The sequence below is a fragment of the Paenibacillus sp. FSL F4-0236 genome (assembly GCF_038000135.1).
Lineage (GTDB): Bacteria > Bacillota > Bacilli > Paenibacillales > Paenibacillaceae > Paenibacillus_AQ.
This window is the reverse complement of record NZ_JBBOBK010000001.1, coordinates 1,026,600-1,044,233: the sequence shown is the minus strand read 5'-3', so window position 1 is coordinate 1,044,233 and position 17,634 is coordinate 1,026,600. Positions and strand designations below refer to the sequence as shown.

At 43.6% G+C, this 17,634-nt stretch carries 15 protein-coding genes; 4 read left to right on the top strand and 11 right to left on the bottom strand.

Annotated features, from left to right (window positions below):
• Positions 1-11: 11 nt before the first annotated feature.
• Together NSQ29_RS04670 and NSQ29_RS04665 are read left to right on the top strand one after the other, a co-directional pair.
• Positions 12-1,052, top strand: coding sequence for a DUF1385 domain-containing protein (locus tag NSQ29_RS04670; protein ID WP_445739155.1), 1,041 nt, complete (start codon positions 12-14; stop codon positions 1,050-1,052).
• 7 nt (positions 1,053-1,059) lie between these two features.
• On the top strand, positions 1,060-1,401 hold the full coding sequence (locus NSQ29_RS04665) for a hypothetical protein (protein ID WP_042190481.1): 342 nt from the start codon (positions 1,060-1,062) through the stop codon (positions 1,399-1,401).
• Between the two features lie 83 nt (positions 1,402-1,484).
• On the opposite strand, the gene NSQ29_RS04660 is transcribed toward NSQ29_RS04665, so the two are convergent.
• The 3 genes from NSQ29_RS04660 to mntR all read right to left on the bottom strand — a co-directional run bounded on the left by NSQ29_RS04660 (position 1,485) and on the right by mntR (position 4,867).
• Positions 1,485-2,414 carry a patatin-like phospholipase family protein gene (locus NSQ29_RS04660; RefSeq protein WP_341124472.1) on the bottom strand — a complete coding sequence of 310 codons (930 nt, stop codon included), beginning with the start codon at positions 2,412-2,414 and terminating at the stop codon, positions 1,485-1,487.
• A 91-nt stretch (positions 2,415-2,505) separates the two neighbouring features.
• Positions 2,506-4,137 (bottom strand): family 10 glycosylhydrolase, encoded by a 1,632-nt coding sequence (locus NSQ29_RS04655; RefSeq protein WP_341124471.1) that lies wholly within the window; start codon positions 4,135-4,137, stop codon positions 2,506-2,508.
• 304 nt (positions 4,138-4,441) lie between these two features.
• Complete coding sequence (gene mntR / locus NSQ29_RS04650; protein ID WP_042190488.1) at positions 4,442-4,867, bottom strand: transcriptional regulator MntR; 426 nt, start codon at positions 4,865-4,867, stop codon at positions 4,442-4,444.
• A gap of 193 nt (positions 4,868-5,060) precedes the next feature.
• On the opposite strand from mntR, the gene splB reads away from it, so the two are divergent.
• The gene (splB, locus tag NSQ29_RS04645) at positions 5,061-6,137 is read left to right on the top strand and encodes a spore photoproduct lyase (protein ID WP_341124470.1); all 1,077 of its coding nucleotides are present in this window, start codon (positions 5,061-5,063) and stop codon (positions 6,135-6,137) included.
• On the opposite strand, the gene NSQ29_RS04640 is transcribed toward splB, so the two are convergent.
• The 8 genes from NSQ29_RS04640 to NSQ29_RS04605 form a co-directional block, all read right to left on the bottom strand.
• Complete coding sequence (locus tag NSQ29_RS04640) at positions 6,134-6,847, bottom strand: cytochrome c biogenesis CcdA family protein (protein ID WP_042129852.1); 714 nt, start codon at positions 6,845-6,847, stop codon at positions 6,134-6,136. The genes splB and NSQ29_RS04640 overlap by 4 nt on opposite strands.
• Positions 6,848-6,910: 63 nt before the next feature.
• A complete protein-coding gene (locus NSQ29_RS04635; protein WP_042194307.1) occupies positions 6,911-7,714 on the bottom strand; it encodes a metal ABC transporter permease in 804 nt (267 codons plus the stop codon).
• A 232-nt stretch (positions 7,715-7,946) separates the two neighbouring features.
• Complete coding sequence (locus tag NSQ29_RS04630; RefSeq protein ID WP_042190495.1) at positions 7,947-8,696, bottom strand: metal ABC transporter ATP-binding protein; 750 nt, start codon at positions 8,694-8,696, stop codon at positions 7,947-7,949.
• Between the two features lie 34 nt (positions 8,697-8,730).
• Entirely contained in the window at positions 8,731-9,720 is a 990-nt protein-coding gene (locus NSQ29_RS04625) for a metal ABC transporter solute-binding protein, Zn/Mn family (protein WP_341124469.1), read from the bottom strand.
• A gap of 220 nt (positions 9,721-9,940) precedes the next feature.
• Positions 9,941-11,953, bottom strand: coding sequence for a methionine--tRNA ligase (gene metG, locus NSQ29_RS04620; protein ID WP_341124468.1), 2,013 nt, complete (start codon positions 11,951-11,953; stop codon positions 9,941-9,943).
• Positions 11,954-12,303: 350 nt separating this feature from the next.
• Complete coding sequence (gene yidD / locus NSQ29_RS04615) at positions 12,304-12,567, bottom strand: membrane protein insertion efficiency factor YidD (RefSeq protein WP_042190501.1); 264 nt, start codon at positions 12,565-12,567, stop codon at positions 12,304-12,306.
• 2 nt (positions 12,568-12,569) lie between these two features.
• Positions 12,570-13,031, bottom strand: a complete 462-nt coding sequence (locus NSQ29_RS04610; RefSeq protein ID WP_042190503.1) for a Fur family transcriptional regulator — start codon at positions 13,029-13,031, stop codon at positions 12,570-12,572.
• A gap of 223 nt (positions 13,032-13,254) precedes the next feature.
• Positions 13,255-15,507, bottom strand: a complete 2,253-nt coding sequence (locus NSQ29_RS04605; RefSeq protein ID WP_042190505.1) for a copper amine oxidase N-terminal domain-containing protein — start codon at positions 15,505-15,507, stop codon at positions 13,255-13,257.
• A gap of 315 nt (positions 15,508-15,822) precedes the next feature.
• Between NSQ29_RS04605 and NSQ29_RS04600 the strand changes: the two genes are divergently transcribed.
• Entirely contained in the window at positions 15,823-17,628 is a 1,806-nt protein-coding gene (locus tag NSQ29_RS04600; RefSeq protein WP_341124467.1) for a sensor histidine kinase, read from the top strand.
• Positions 17,629-17,634 lie beyond the last annotated feature (6 nt).

The window sequence follows — 17,634 nt, the reverse complement described above, 5'->3', positions numbered from 1 at the left end:
AATTAGTTACAATGTATTATATAAATCATATTAAATACGAGAAGGTGAATTGGTTGTCCCAGGAAACTCCCAGTTACGGCGGCCAAGCCGTCATTGAAGGCGTCATGTTCGGCGGTAAGCATATCAATGTAACAGCCGTACGACGCAAGAATCAGGAAATCACATTTTTAGAAGTACCCAAAAGCGATAAGAGCTGGGTCACGAAACTGCGCAAGATTCCGCTGCTTCGCGGCCTTGTCAGTATAATAGATGCCAGCGCTAAAGGCTCTAAGCACTTGAACTATTCAGCCGAATCCTACGCTGAAGATGAATTGGAACCGGAAGATATCGAGAAGGAAGAAGCGAAGCCGAAGAAAAAGGATGAGGGCTGGAGCCTTGGAATGATTTTTGGGGTTGCTGTAATGGGTATTCTCTCCTTCTTGTTCGGAAAGCTCATTTTTACGCTTGTTCCGGTATTTGTAGAGGATTTTTTATTTAAAAATGTATTTGATAACTACGTACTGCACAACCTCATAGAAGGCGGCATCAAAATGATTCTCTTGCTGGTCTATTTATGGGCGATTTCTCAAACACCTGTGATCAAGCGACTGTTCCAGTATCACGGCGCCGAACATAAAGTCATCAGCGCTTTTGAAGCAGGCGAAGAACTGACTGTTCAGAACGTTCAGAAATACAGCCGTCTGCATTACCGCTGTGGAAGTAGCTTTATGATGCTGACGATTATCCTCGGTGTGATCATTTACTCCGTAGTCCCATGGGATAATCTTTGGGAACGAGTGATCCAACGGATTATCTTGTTGCCAGTCGTAATTGGTGTATCGTTCGAAGTTCTAAAGGGAACCAATGCGGTAAGAGAAGTACCAGGCCTTAAATATCTGGGTTACCCTGGATTGTGGCTGCAACTCCTTACAACCAAAGAGCCAAAAGACGATCAGGTAGAAGTATCTATTGCCTCTTTTAACCGTATGCGTGAGCTTGATGCTGCGATTGAAGCAAGAGGATATTCGGAGGCAAGTGTGTCAGGCGGCATATTGGATCCTGCGAAAGGATGAGTGATCTATGATCAGGCATGCTTTAATTTTTTGGATTACGGTTACGCTTGCGATTTTCGGTTTTGTGATTGGAGTCTTGACTGAGCCCTTCTTTACGCTGTCGAAGCTGATTCTCCCCCTAGTACTGTTAGCAATCATTTATTATGCTTACAAAAAAATGGGACCAGGCAAATACGCTCGTAGCAGCAGTGGATCTAAGGTTAAAGTGAAGCCTTCCCAGAAAACCATGTCAAAGGTAGCAGGAATTCGCAAGACTCAAGCTGCACCAGGCAAACGCAAAAGCTATCCTTTCCAAGTGATCGAAGGAAGTAAAGGGAAAAATGACGATCAGCTTCCGAAGTATCACTAACTTCATAAGAACTCCAAAAAGCATCTCCACGTTTTAAGTAACGTGCGGGATGCTTTTTTCTCATATGGTTATTATCATGTTCGTTATCTTGGTCGCCACTCCTTAAAGAAATCTTCTCCTGCTTTAAGTCCAGCAGCATACATTTCATCGCTTTGCGCTTTTGTAATTTCAAATTGAGTCGTCCCAATCCCAAGCGTAGGAATTTTTACCGTACGAACAAATTTATCCCCTTCAATAAACTTCTCATCATGAGCAGAGAGCATGGTGGTTACCATAGCTTGGAGCATACTGAATGGCCCTCTAATTTTATGCGGCTGTGGATCGGTCTTACCTACCGTTTGATAACCTACCGTAGGAATTCTGCTCCCAGGTTGTTTGCTCCCATTATTCTTGCTGTCAAATAGCCACAAAGGAAAGTTACTCAAGAGCCCACCATCTACAACATACACAAACTGCTCGGCAAAGGATTTCCCTCTTGCTGCCTGCCCGTTTAGTCTTAACATCACAGGATCAAAAAAATAAGGAATGCTGCAGCTCATTCGCACTGCCTTGGCCACTTCAAAATGCTCCGGAGAGATCCCATACTGCTCCAAGCCATCTGGCAAGACCAATATCCTTCCATTTGTGATATCGGATGCGATGATAGATAATTTACCGGCAGGCAGATCACGGAAGGTGATGATCCCCTTTTTCAGTAATAATGCTCTTATCCAGGACTCCAAGGCTTCTCCAGAATATAATCCTTTCTTCAATAACACTCGCAGCGCAGGACCAACGATAGCCGTATTATAAATGGGACCTCGCTTCAGAAACGATGAAAAGGATGTTCCTTGGATTATCCGACACATTTCCTCCCCTTCATAGCCCGCTGCTAGTAAAGTGGCTACAATCGAACCTGAGGAGGTTCCTGCTACCCTTTTAAAAGTCCAGCCTGCCCTTTCTGTAGCTTCAACTGCTCCCGCAAGAGAAATCCCCTTTACGCCTCCTCCTTCAAATACTGCGTTAATCTCCATACACAAAAATCCCCCGTTTCCCATAGATTCTATTGCTTATCTATGAGCACAGGGGAACATTCATGACTCCTTATGAATAACAGCTAAACTATTAGGATTTAAAATAAAAGGTCAGTAAGCTCGACAATCCGAACGGATTGCGGACTACGACGTCATTCGCTCTAAACATAATACTACCTGCAACCTCTTCGTACTTCTCATTATATTTGAGCTGATTAATAATTTGATCTCCACTTTGCCATTCAGCCTTTTGATCACTGGCTCCGACCTTATAACCAGCTAACCCGATGTAGAGTTTAACATTCGTATTCTCGACTTCTTTTACCCACCAATCTACTAACTTGTCATAACGAGCTGTGCTAAAGGACAAACTCCAATAAATTTGCGGAGCGACATAATCAATCCAGCCCTGCTTAATCCATGTCCGAACATCCGCATACATGCTGTCATAAGCAGATACCCCTGCAGTCGTGTCCGAACCTGTACTATCATTTTTAATATTTCGCCATACTCCAAAAGGACTGATTCCATAAGAAGCCTTTGGCTTCACCTTATGAATTTGTTCTCCCAACTGACGGACAAATTCATTAATATTATCTCGGCGCCAATCAGCTTTAGAAAGCTTTTTCGTATTATAGGTAGAATAAGCAGCATCATCGGCAAAAGTAACATTTGAAGGATAAAAGTAATCATCCAAATGGACACCATCAATATCGTAACCTTTAACCACTTCCATCACCGTGTCGATGATATGTTGGCGAGCCTCCGGAATACCTGGATTAATGTATTTCTTACCATCGGCATTCACAATCCATTCTGGATGTGCTTTTGCCACATGGTTACTTGCTAACGCTGAGATGGAAGCATCCGTCGTTGCACGGAATGGGTTGAACCAAGCATGAAACTGCATGCCGCGGGAATGCGCAGCACTGACCATATAGCTTAGAGGATCATATCCCGGATTCTTCCCTTGTGTACCCGTCAATACCTTAGACCAAGGAACTAAAGTCGATGGATACAGACTATCTGCTGAAGGTCTAACCTGAACAAATACAGCATTAAAGCCAACAGCCTTTAGCTTGTCTAACAAATTATCAAACTCCTGCTTTTGTTTCGCTTCATTTCCTGCCGAAGACGTTGAAGGCCAGTCCAGGTTGAATACGGTAGAGATCCAAGCCCCCTTCATCTCCTTACCAGTCGATCCACCAGGGATAGTCGGTAACGTCGGCACTGTTGGTGTCGTTGGTGTCGTTGGTTTTTCTGGATCGACAGATTGTGGTGGTTCAGTGTTGGAGATCAAGGAAATATGCTTATTAACCTGATCCCATAACACCTGCAGTCCCAATTGCTCACTTACAAAACGAATGGGTACCATTACCCGCCCCTGCTTAATCTGCACGGATGTATCCAGCGCTACCGAAGTATCGTTTACCCATGCGTTTTTCAGGCCACTGGTCAGCTTGAGAATCGTATCTCCTTGAGTGATCGTTACAGTCTTACTATTTTGATTCCATACTACGCCGGCATTTAATCCTTTACTGATCACACTTATTGGCACCATCGTTACATTGGAAGTTGTGATATACGGAGGCACATCACTAACCAGCGCCTCTCCATCCAGTTCAATCGTAATTTGCACCGCTGCCGCGCGTGCACCAGGAGACCATAAAGGCAGAAACAACATAAGTACTAACAAACTCAACATCCATTTACGATAATTCATAATTCCTCCCCAAATCTAAAAAATATGTATCCAAAAAATAAGAAAAAACGGATAAATCCTTCAAGCAGATGAGAGAATGCCTCCTTCTAAAAAGGGGGTATCTGTCTCTGCAAAAAATATAAGAAGTACCGAATAAAACTCATACTCTCTTATATTTTTAAAAGGACTGTATCCGTTTTGACGCTAAAAACTGGGAAAGGTTGCACTAAACAAAATAGAAACGGCTATACTATCCACTGATTATGCTCACGAAAGCCTTGCTGCGCATAACTTTTAGGACAGTATCCGTTTCGGGAAAAACATTTCAAGAATCGCTTGTCAGTTCGTTGTGAATCGCATATAAAGTCTGTACACGTTCTTCGTCGCGGCGGAAATATTCTACCAATGTTTCAATACGCGTAATCGAATCCCAACTTAAGTGATGCTCGATTCCTTCAACATCATTATAAATGTATTCCTGCTGTACTCCGATCAATCCGAGGAATTCCTCCAATAGTTGATGGCGATCAACCAGACGTTTTCCTACTTTTTTCCCTTTGTTGGTTAGGACAAGCCCACGATATTTCTCATAGATGAGATATTCGTCCTTATCCAGTTTTTGGATCATCTTGGTCACAGAGGAGGGGTGTACTTCCAGTCCCTCGGCAATATCCGAGACCCGCGCATAACCTTTCTCATCTATGAGCTTGTATATGCGCTCCAAATAATCCTCCATGCTGGGTGTTGGCATTAAACTTTACCTCTTTTCTATAATGAGCATGGCGCCGGGCCAAACCTTGCTCTAACAATGATACATGTTTCTAACGCACCTTGGCAAGTCCTTCAAAGGAACTTACAGATGAGTTGCACATGTTTGCCATGCTTCTATTGGGGCTGAGTTAGACATAATAAACATACTCGTCATTCAAAAGGAGCGTGAATTTATGACTATAGTGACGCCAGAGCCCTCTACTTTAAAAAGACCCAGAAAACCTACTGCACTTTTTCTTCCAGAACTTGTTTTCTTCGAACCGAATGCTTTAAATTACCCTAAAGGTGAAAAAATAATGGAATGGGTAAAAGCTAACGATATCCCCTATCGTATGACCACATCACATAATCGGATTATGAATTTTCCTGGTGAAACGGAGGTCGAGCAATATAAAATTGCCAAAAGAACGCTTGTTGTCGGCCTACGCAAAACTTTGAAATTTGACCAATCAAAGCCATCGGCTGATTATGCTATTCCCATTGCCACCGGCTGTATGGGGCACTGCCATTATTGCTATTTGCAGACTACCTTAGGGGCAAAGCCCTACATTCGCGTATATGTAAACACAGGTGACATTATAGATGCTGCCAAAAAATATATTGAGGAGCGCAATCCAGAAATCACCACTTTTGAAGCTGCCTGCACATCAGATCCTTTAGGACTTGAGCATATTACCGGCTCTCTGGCAGAACTAATTACATTTATGGCAAAAGAACCCCTTGGCCGCCTGCGCTTTGTGACCAAATACCAACATGTTGAACCACTGCTTGCTTTGGAGCATAACGGACATACCCGAGTTCGCTTCAGCGTCAACGCAGATTATGTAATCAAAAATTTCGAGCCTGCCACCTCCCGCTTTGAGGAGCGTATTGAAGCCGCTGGAAAGGTAGCACGGGCGGGTTATCCACTTGGCTTTATCATTGCTCCAATTATTTGGTATGACGGCTGGCAAGAAGGTTATGCTGAGCTACTGGCCAAGTTAGCCCAGACCCTTCCCCCTGAAATCGGAAAAGGACTAACCTTCGAAATGATTCAGCATCGATTCACCAAAACCGCAAAGACGGTTATAGAGAAGCGCTACCCCAAATCCAAGCTAGAAATGGACATGGAGAAGCGTAAGAAGAAATGGGGACGCTGGGGACAAAATAAATATGTTTATCCAGATGAACAGCAAACCGCCCTGCGAGAGTTTATCACAGAGCGGATATTCGAACATTTTCCAGAAGCAGGAATTGATTATTTCACTTAAAAAATGAGCCAATCTGGTGTGATTCCCTGTAGCCAAACTGTGATCCGAAACATTTGATCTGTAAAGAGCAGAACGCCCATAAATACCATGAGAACGCCACCAATCTTCATCAGCACATTTGAATATTTAAGGATACGTCTGGCTCCCCCAAGAAAGAAGGCTAAGACAAAGAATGGCAATGCGAACCCTATGCTATAAGCCGTAATTAACGTAAACCACGTGCCAGGCTCACTTGCAGAAAGTGCGATAATCGCAGTCAGAATCGGTCCAATACATGGAGACCAGCCCGCTGAAAAACCGATCCCAAAAATAAAGGATCCCACATAACCCGCCGGCTTCCATTTTAAATCAAGCTTACGTTCGCGAAGTAGAAATTGCGGCTGAAAGATCCCAAGCAAAAATAATCCCATCACAATAATCAAAATCGCCGATAATTGCCGGATCAGATCACGCTGTCCATTAAAAAATTGTCCAAATAGTCCTGCACCAAATCCCAAGGTGTAAAAAACCGCTGAAAAACCTAAAATAAATGCCAATGTATGGGTTATTGTGCGTATACGGACCTCTTTGGTATTGCTGCCTGACTTCAATTGCTGAACGGATAATCCGGTAATATACGATAAATAAGAGGGATAAAGCGGTAAGCAGCAGGGTGATATAAATGATGCTACCCCTGCTGCTAAGGCTATTCCTGCATTGATATTAGACAAGGTAGCGGCTCTCCTTCCAGCATTCGAGTCACTTCAGGGCATACCCTATATTTTATTCGCTGTTTATGCTGGCAAACCCTTTTTACCAATCAAAGTCAACACTAATAGTGATATGAGTAAAAGCACAATGGTTGCACCAGGCGCCAGATTCCAAACTCCTGCAACCACTAGTCCGCCTACAACAGCAATTTCCGAAATGATGACGGATAGAATGACTGAGGATTTAAAGCTTCGAGATAACAATAAGCTGATGGCCACAGGAATGGTCAGTAGAGCTGATACCAGCAAAGATCCAACAATTTTAATCGCAGTACTGATTACAAGCGCCGTCAGAATGGTAATCAACATGTTAAGCAGCTTCACTGGGAGTCCGCTGACACTCGCAGCATCCTCTTCAAAGCTAAGTAAGAAGAACTCCTTAAAGAACAGAGATACTACTACTACAACTGCTATCGTTACGATCCCTACTACGATTAAATCGGTATTGTCTAGCGTATAAATGCTACCGAACAAGTAACTCATAACATCTGCATTATAACCTTTTCCTAAAGTGAAAAAGAGTGAGGCTAAAGCCACTCCGCCCGACATAATTATGGCTATCGAGAGCTCTGCATAACTCTTATAAGCCTTGCGCAGCTTCTCTATAGCGAAGGAAGCCACCACTGCAAAAATAAGACCTGCTCCCAGCGGGTAAAATCCTGTCAAAAAACCAAGTGCCACACCGGCTATCGTAACATGAGCCAGCGTATCCCCAATCATAGATAAACGTCTGAGCACAAGAAAAACGCCTATAAGCGGCGCTGTAATGCCAATCAGAAGACCGCCCGCAAGCGCTCGCTGAAAAAAATCGCTAAATAGAATTTCCAACTTTAACTCTCCTTCGTAGAACAATTGAAACATTTTTAAAATCTTTTATTAAAATCTTTTTTTCGATCCCTCCCAAACCCTCCCTTCCTTGGGAGGGCCCCAAGGGCTCTGCCCTCTGGACATCCGTCAAGTGCAACTGGCGTAGGAGGTGGGGCTACTGAACATATCCGATGCTCTATGTACGCCCCCAATAATCGAGGGTTCCCTTTTTCTACCAGAGTTTAACTATGACCTAAGAGAGCGTGTGCTGCAGGTTCTCCTCTGTACAATTCTGCAAATCATGAGAATGACGGGAGAAAAAGTTAATCTTACCGTTCGTTTGCACAGGTTCATTCCCTAAGTAATTCTTAATCATGTCAATATCATGCGACACCATTAGGAATGTCATATGATGATGGGCATGCATATGTGTAATTAATTCAAAGAATCCTGCTTGTGATTCAGCATCAATACCGACTGTAGGCTCATCCAAAATCAGCAGATCCGGATGGTTGATCAACGCACGTGCTAGAAATACACGCTGCTGCTGACCGCCTGACAGCTGGCCTACTCTTTTCTCCGCAATATCCTGTATCCGCATTACTTCAAGTGCATCTTCGCACTGACGATGCTGAGCCTTAGATACTCTTCGAATAAGATTCTTGTTGTTGTACAAACCAGATAGCACTACTTCACGCACCGTTGCTGGAAACAGCGGGTTGAAGGCGTTCTTTTGTGGAACATAACCTATCCGTTCCCAGTCTTTAAACTTGCGGACAGGCGTTCCAAATAGTTTGATTTCACCACTGCTTGCCGGAAGCAAACCGACGATCATCTTCATCAGTGTTGTTTTACCAGCGCCATTAGAACCAATGATACCAAGGAAGTCTCGTTCTCTTACACTATAGTTAAGATTCGAGATCACCTTCTGTTCACCATATGAAAAAGAAAGATCCTGTATATCGATGATATGCTGATGGCAGTCCAAGGATACCGATTGCATGCTTTAGCACCGCCTTTTCCTTATACTTTCCTTTTTATTGTAAAGCCATAATCAGATTTTGCAAATTTTTCTCCATCAAGGTGAAGTAGTTATCCCCGTTCTTTTCTTGCTCCGCAGTAAGACCCTCTACCGGATTAAGAACCATAGTAGACACACCAGCTTCAGCCGCTAACGTCTTAGCCAGTTTATCGGAGACAAGCTCTTCAAAAAAGATGTATTGAATCTTCTCCTCTTTAACCATCTTCGCCAGGTTTACTAAATCCTGTCCACGCGGCTCAGCGTCTGGGGATAATCCCATAATCGCATGCTGCTCAAGCTTATAGTCACGGGCAAGATAGGCAAAAGCTTGGTGCGAAACTACAATTTTGTGGTTAGGCAGCTTGGTAAGCTCCTGTTCAAATTTACTATCCAAAGCCTGTAAACGTTCAGCAAGCTTATTGTAACGCTCTTCATAAGCATCTTTATGCTCAGGGTCCACAGATTGAAGGCTTTCTTTTATATTGCGCGCCATGATGATCGCTGATTTCGGACTTACCCAGGTATGTGGGTCCGTATGAAGGCTATCCTCAGAAGAATGGCTATTATGATCAGCATCATCTTCGTGATGATCCTCTTCGCCGCTTCCCCCATGGTCATGTCCGTCATCTTCATCGGTCATTATTAAATCAACACCTTTACTTACTTCAACAGCTTCCACTTTACTGCTGCTATCAAGTCCTTTTAGAAAATTAGGAACCCATCCCTCAAGCCCTGCTCCATTGTACAAGAACAATTGCGCTTTGGAGGTATTGACAATATCCTGACTGCGTGGTGTCCAATCATGCGGCTCTACACCAACCGGAAGAAGATTAATAGCATTTATATCATCTCCACCAATTTCCCGAGTAAACTCATAAATAGGATAAAAAGTAGTTACAACATTTACTTTCCCTTCAACTATACTTCCACTGCTCTTAGGTCCACATGCAGTGAGTGTAAATACAAGCACCAATGCAAGTATAAGCAGACTTATTCGTGACTTCATAGCAACCATTAAATTGATCTCCCTCTCAAATCGTAATCTTTACTATTAGAAGTATAATAGTAATCATTACGATAAGTCAACAATAAATCCTAATAAGATGATTCTGAATTTTATCCCTTCTTATACGTTGAAAAAAGGAATGTTCCCACAGCCTAGCTGGCTGAAGGAGCATTCCCTTTCATATATAACAATTACATATATAGATTCTACATAACGAATCTTACTTCACAATAGCTCCATTTGGCATGCTATCTGGAACTGTGGCGATGGTTAACTGATCACCTTTAGAAGCCGCTAAAATCATCCCTTGGGACAATTCTCCGCGCAGTTTCACTGGCTTCAGGTTCACAATACAAATCACTTTTTGGCCTACCAGCTCTTCCGGTGTGTAAAACTTCGCGATACCAGAAACGACTTGACGCTGCTCATAACCTAGATCCAGCTGCAGCTTCAGCAGCTTGTCCGCTTTCTTCACAGGCTCAGCTGCAATGACCTGAGCTACCCGAAGCTCAGCCTTGGCGAAATCGTCGATGCCGATCTCTTCTTTATGCTCTTCCTCAGGCTCGGATACCGCAGGAGCCGCAGGTGCTGCTTCGGTCGCTTCAGCAGCCGGTTTACCAGCGCCCATGGCTTCGGCGATATAAGCTACCTCTTGCTCCACATCCAGGCGTGGAAAGATTGGATTGCCTTTCACCAGCTTTGTTCCTGCCGGAATCAGACCAAAGGTCTTGCCGCTGTCCCATGTCGTTAATTCACCAACTTCGATGCCAAGCTGTTCCCAAATTTTCGCTGGGGTTTGCGTCAAGAACGGCTGCAGTAGAATGGAAGCGGTGCGAAGACCTTCCACAAGATGTCTCATTACGGAAGCCAACTCAGCTGTTCTGCTCTCATCCTTAGCAAGCACCCAAGGCTGTGTCTCATCAATATATTTATTGGTGCGGCTGATAAAGATCCCGATCGCTGTTAGCGCTACGGAGAACTCCATTTTTTCCATCGCTTCTTCTACTTTGGCATAAGTATTCTCTGCCGCAGCTTGAAGCTCACCATCAAATGCTGTTACATTTCCTTCATACGCTGGAAGCTCTCCACCGAAATACTTCTCTACCATCGCACCTGTCCGGTTCAACAGGTTACCAAGGTCATTAGCAAGATCATAGTTAACCCGATCTACAAAGCTTTCCGGTGTGAATGTACCATCCGAACCAAACGGTACTTCCCGTAGCAGGTAATAACGAAGTGCATCCAGGCCGTAACGATCAATTAATGTAACTGGATCTACTACGTTCCCTTTGGATTTTGACATTTTGCCATCCTTCATGAGCAGCCAGCCATGAGCAAATACCTTTTTCGGAAGAGGCTCACCCAGCGCCATTAGAATGATCGGCCAGTAAATCGTATGGAAACGGACGATTTCTTTGCCGACAATATGCACATCAGCAGGCCAGAAATTATCGTACAGACTACAATCCTCGGAACCGTAACCCAAAGCAGTAATGTAATTTGTCAATGCATCGATCCATACGTACACTACATGCTTTTCATCGCCTTTAACCTTAACACCCCAATCGAAAGTCGTACGGGAAACCGCAAGATCCTCCAGACCAGGCTTGATAAAGTTGTTGATCATTTCGTTTTTACGGGATTCCGGCAAAATAAACTCCGGATTCTCCTCATAAAATTGCAGCAATCGATCTGCATATTTACTCATCCGGAAGAAATAACTCGCTTCCTTCACCAGTTCAACCGGATGACCGCTATCAGGGCTTTTTGCACCAATGATTACGCCATTGTCATCTCGAACGATATCAACCAATTGTGTTTCTGTATAGAAGGTTTCATCCGGAATACTGTACCAGCCTTCATATTCGCCTTTATAGATGTCACCTTGCTTGAGCAGTCGATCAAAAATATCCTGAACAACCTTTTTATGACGCTCTTCCGTTGTACGGATGAAGTCATCATTGGAGATGTCTAGCTTGCGCCATAATTCCTTAATGCCAACAACGATGTCATCTACGAACTGCTGAGGGGTTTTACCTGCTTCCTCTGCCTTCCGTTCAATCTTTTGACCATGCTCGTCTGTACCTGTAAGATACCTTACATCATAGCCGCGTAGACGTTTGTAGCGGGCCATTGCATCTCCAGCTACGGTAGAATAAGCATGTCCGATATGCAGCTTATCACTCGGATAGTAGATAGGTGTAGTTAAGTAAAAAGTTTTCTTTTCGCTCATTGATTAATCATCCTTTCTTTCATAAAAAGACAAAAAACTCCCGCCCCTTTAATGGGGCGAGAGTATAACTCACGCGATACCACCCAAATTTCCTGTCTCTTCACAGAGATCAGGCTTCGCCAGTTCCCTCTCGGGAACTGTCCATTAACGCTGGAACACGCCGTTATCTTACGTGAACCTCAATTGCAGTTCCCGCTCGAACACAGTTCCTCCCGGACCATATTCAATCTAACGCTCCATACCGGCTTTCAGCTCGTTCCGGCTCTCTGTAATGGGCGTACCGATTTACTCATCCGTTCCTCGGAATTCATACTATTACCTGTGAATATACCCAATGGCAATGGCTCGTGTCAAGTCGCGCGAGCAGAATCCTTCTTCGTGGGGTGTTCTTCAAGAGGCGGAACCGGATCAAGTCCCCCTGGATTGAAGGGATGGCATCTAGCAATCCGCTTGGCAGCAAGCCATGAACCTTTAAGTGGACCATGGACTTCAATAGCTTCTAGTGCATAGGCAGAGCAGGTTGGATAGAAGCGACAAGTGGCAGGCTTAATCGGGGAAATGTACTTGCGGTACACCCGAATGGGAGCCTGGATCGTTCTACGAAGGGTCGCCATTCTTAGACCCCTTTTTTGCGATTAGCTGCTGCGACTAGTTCTTCTTCCCGGTTCTCTTCACATTCCTTGCAATAACCGAACACCTCAAATTTATGCTTGACTACCCGGAATTGATCAGGAGTATCCGTTAAATTCATCGGGCAGAAATTAATCGGGTAGGTTTTCTCGCATTGAAGGCAGATCATATGATGATGGTGATCCTGATGATTACAGCTTCCCTTGAATTTCACTCCGTCTTCAAAGACGATTTGTTCAAGTACACCAAGCTCTTCCATTACACGCAGATTGCGGTACACGGTATCAAAGCTAAGTCCGCTATACTTGCGGCCCATATGCTCATAGACATCCTTCGCTGACAAATAACCCTTATTCTCGCCGAATAACTTGGCAAGCGTTTTGCGTTGGTCGGTGATTCGCAGACCTTGCCCCGACATGACCTCTAATATTTGTTCTGTCGACAGCATACGCTCATCTCCCATAACATTTCAGTTCATTTATATTTCACTCTCTTAATAATGCCCCAAAATAAATGCCCCGTCAATGAAACAACCAAGCGTATGAGCGCTCATCAGAGTAAAATCATACATATAAATACAAAAAGTCCAGCTGAGTATTCCTTTGCGGAATATTCAGCCGGACTTTTATTTCAGGTGAATCCCAAATAACTTAATGGATGGACCCATTTTGTTATTTCTTCGCTGGCAGCGGTGTAACCAGGAAATTCACCGGCAAGTTACTACCAGAAGCTGCTGTGAACAAAATCTCCACGGAGCCGCCATAATCGCCAGTACGATAAATCACACTGTTCATGTCAGCACTAGAGAGACTTCCTGAATTCGGCATTTGTACGATTTGACCATTAACCATGACTGGTCCCATGTAATTACCGCCACGTGGATTAAACGTAATCAATGAATTAGGTGCAACACGGTCGAATTTGATTTTGTATAACACACCAAAATTACCTGCATTGGATGCTTCAGTACCATTCATTGGGTCTACACCGGTCAAATTCAAATCACTCGAATTGTCACCGAGAAGAAGTCTCGCAGGAGTTGTTCCTACTTCGTCGGTAACCGTGATGATGCGTGTAGAATCAGCATAAGTTCCTCGGTTATGCACCCCATCACGATCCAATATTGGAAGTGTAGGAAGTGTAGTTAGAGGATCTTTATTCGCTTCGATCATCATGACATTATATTCAATAGGATAATCGCTAAATAAATCCGCTTGGAGGGATACAATCTCGCCTGGTTTCATTGCAATTTTGTTTAGGTCCGTAAGAATCGATACGCTTTCTCCTGGTTGAAGGACCGTTGTCTTATAATGTTCCCTAGTAATCATAGACTTCCAGTAACGTTCCACAGACATTTTACCAGTGCCTTCTGGAAATGAACTTGGACCGCCAAAGCCTACATACTCTGTTGTAATTGTCGTAGGGTACAGATTGTTATTCTTAGCAATCACATACACTTTCGTTTTAATATTCATATTATTCTTGTGGTGGACCAAAAAGCGAGTTCCGCCGAATGATGTTTCTTTATACGTGATCCCTTCCGTATTCACTGTTTCTGGACTATTACTGCGAATAAGGTTATATGGCTCAGAAGAAAGATTATAGGCTACCTTCTGCCAAGTTGGAACCATCGATCCGTCGATGTTAAATACGCTACCCGGAGCACCGAATAATCTATAGAAATCTTCTTTACTGTACAAGATTTCATCTGAAATATTAATGGTTTTCTCAAAAGTGCTGATTGCGCCATGTGAATCTTTAACTTGAATAGCGACTGTTGCTGGACCTGGTGTAAAGAAAGCTTCTGCTTTGTTCGTCCAAGTCACTTCAATTGGATCACCGTCTGGGTCGCTGCTTAGATCCGAATAAGTGATCATTTCACCCATCTTGTAAGAATCTTTGTCTGTCGTGAAATTAGCGACTGGCGGTGTATTTGGTTTTAGTACGTTGATGGTCACAGAGTAAGGATCACTCCACTGTCCATTCGCATCCATAACGGAATAGGATACTACATAAAATCCTGGTGTATCATAGATATCTTGCTTATTTCCTTCCCAGCGTTCATCGACAATGGCCGTACCATTCGGTGAAGAGCTGGAAGTTACAAAATTCACAGGATCACCAGCATAAATTTCAGTTGGCACTGTAAAAGAAGCTTTTGGCTTCGTGTTCAACGTAAGAATTACTCGTTTTTGCACATTATCAACGGTATAAGGAATGCCTAATGCCCCGGTGATGGACGTCAAAGGAACCATGAATGTACCATTAGTTTGGTAAGCTGGACCTTTCATCGTCACATTTTTACCATTAACGGAATAGATCTTACTGTCCGTTTTAAAGCGCATTACGTCGCTTCCTTTGGTAACAATGGTCTCTTTCGTTTTATAATCGTAAATGTATTTCACACCTACGCGTTCTACCATAGCTCGGATCGAAACGTATGAGACGCCATTCTTCACGGCCATTGGCTGATTAGCCAAATACTCAACGCCGTTTTGGTACATTTTGTTGCTGTTCATCATAAGTACAAGCTGATTACTAGCTGCAGCACGAACACCATCCGTTGGTGTAGGTTGTGTAGTGGTTTCAGGTGTTGCACTTGGGAGTGGTGTAGCAGTTGGTGCAGTTGTTGCTGTAGGTTCGGATGTTGTTGTCGGTTCAGTTGTTGTCGTCGGTTCAGCTGTTGCCCCAGGGATTGGAGTTGGAGTTGGTGTAGGTGATACGACTCCCCCTGGTACCTCAGTTGGCATTGGCGGTAATGGGTCAGTAGCTTCTGGCATTACATCCGTCGCGGATGTGGCAGCTGCTCCTACTGCATTGGTATTACCTGAGGTACTATTGACAGATTCAGCAAAAGCCGGCACTGCCGAGGCGGCCTGAGATATGGCCAAAACAGCAACTAACGTTAATTTCTTCAAATCCATGATATGACTCCTCTGCTCCTATTTGTAAATATAAGTAGGTCTCTGTCTTTTTCATACTCCTCTTATATTCCCCGCAAAAACGCAACCGCTCTCAGCGGAGCGGAAGAATTGCTTTTTGCCACGTTCGTTATAACAAAACATAGTATTAGACGCATCCGACCGCAAAAAGTTTCATTTTAAAGTAAAGAAAGATTAACCCAGTATTAAAACAAGCAAAAACAACCTTTCATCCGCTACCCGAAAAATATGAGATTATCCATATAAATATGTGTATTTTACGGCAAGGTATATTCGCTTTCATTTGCTTTTGTTACAATGTATGGAAGAATATCTTTTCATGCGGGTGATGACATGTCCAAGAAAATCTCCATCCTCGTTCAATTAATCATGGGTTTCTCACTGATCATTTTCACTATCGTAGCCTTTACGATTTTTTTGTCCTACCGATCGTCATCCCAAGCCGTTCTTAACCGGTCGAACCAATATATTCTGGAGTCCGTCAAACAACTTCAAGGTAAAATGGACGCTATCCTTCAAGATAACGACAAACTCTCTTCTACGATCATGTTCAGTCCCTTGATTCAAGAAACACTAGGAGACTTAGCAGAATCCCGCACACCTCCTACTGACGCTATGGATATCACCCGCTACATCGATCAACAGACACGTTCCATCAATTATGACATCCAGTTCAAGCTGCTCGGACTTTCAGATAATCAGGTATATACCAATAGCAGCTCCTTAAAAGTAATCTGGGACAGCGAGAGAGAAATCCGCGGCGCCTATTGGTTTCCAGCTATAGCCCAGAATAACGGCCGTATGCTCTGGTTTGGTGTAGATGTATGGCAGAACGGCACGATCCCAGTGGTCATGGGAGCTAGGCAAATTAATGATTGGAATGATTTAAATCGGCTAGGAACCCTATTTCTCGTCCTTCCTGTGGAGGTTATCCATAACGCTGTCAGCCAATTTCATCTTGGTAAGAATGAGAAAATTCAAATTGTTGATTCCTTCAACACCATTGTTTATTCCACCGATCCAGATGAGATAGGTCTGTATATGGATGATAGAATTCTAAGTCAATTCAGTAATCATAAAGCACGAATCATCCCAAATACCATAAACTCCCGCAATATGTTCGTATCCTACGCTTATTCCCCCTACAGCGAGTGGAGCATTTTTGCTTACATTGATTCTAAAGAAGCTGTTAAAGATTTAAATGGCATTCGCAGAAATATTATTTTAATTGGCCTGCTCGGGATGGCCGCAGCGTTATTATTTACCTTCTTTTTCTCGTGGACACTGTCTAAGCCGCTTCGTAATCTCGCAACCAAGCTAAGCAACGTTGAACGCGGAACCACGCTACCGTTTGTAAAAACAACCATGAATAAAGAAATGGCTATCCTATACTCAAGCTATAACTCCATGCTTCAAAACCTAGACCATACGATTGCTGACCTCTCAAGCAAACAAATCAGTGAAAAACAAGCTCAGATCGTAGCTCTTAAAGCACAGTTTCGCCCTCATTTTCTCTACAATACATTGAACACCATCTATTGGTCACTGGCTAATAAACATATGCGAGAAGAGTCACAGATGGTTATTGCACTAAGCGATTTGCTTCGATACAGCATTGATCGTGGATCGGAATTTGTTACGGTTGATGAGGATTTACAACAACTAGAAAGGTTCATTTACCTGCAAAAACTACGCTACGAGGACAAACTACAGGTTGATCTGCACGTGAATCCTGAGGTCATGAATAGGCAGCTTATGAAGCTAACCCTTCAGCCCCTTGTAGAGAATGCTATCACGCATGGACTTGAACCTACACTACGCGAAGTATGGCTTATACGTATTCGGGCCTATAGTGAAGGCAACTCACTTGTGCTAACAGTAGAAGATAACGGAGAAGGCATGAGCGAGGTAAGAATGGAAGAGGCCTTAATCAGCGGCGAGGTTAATCCGGAGAAGCTGCTCCACACGGGTATCGGTCTCTCCAATCTGAATCATCGTATAGAACTAATCTATGGACATGGATTTGGCCTTCATTTATCAACCAGCGAGCTCGGAGGCTTACTCGTAAAAGTCACTGTTCCATTACAGTTCGATCAAGGGTAGGGGGCG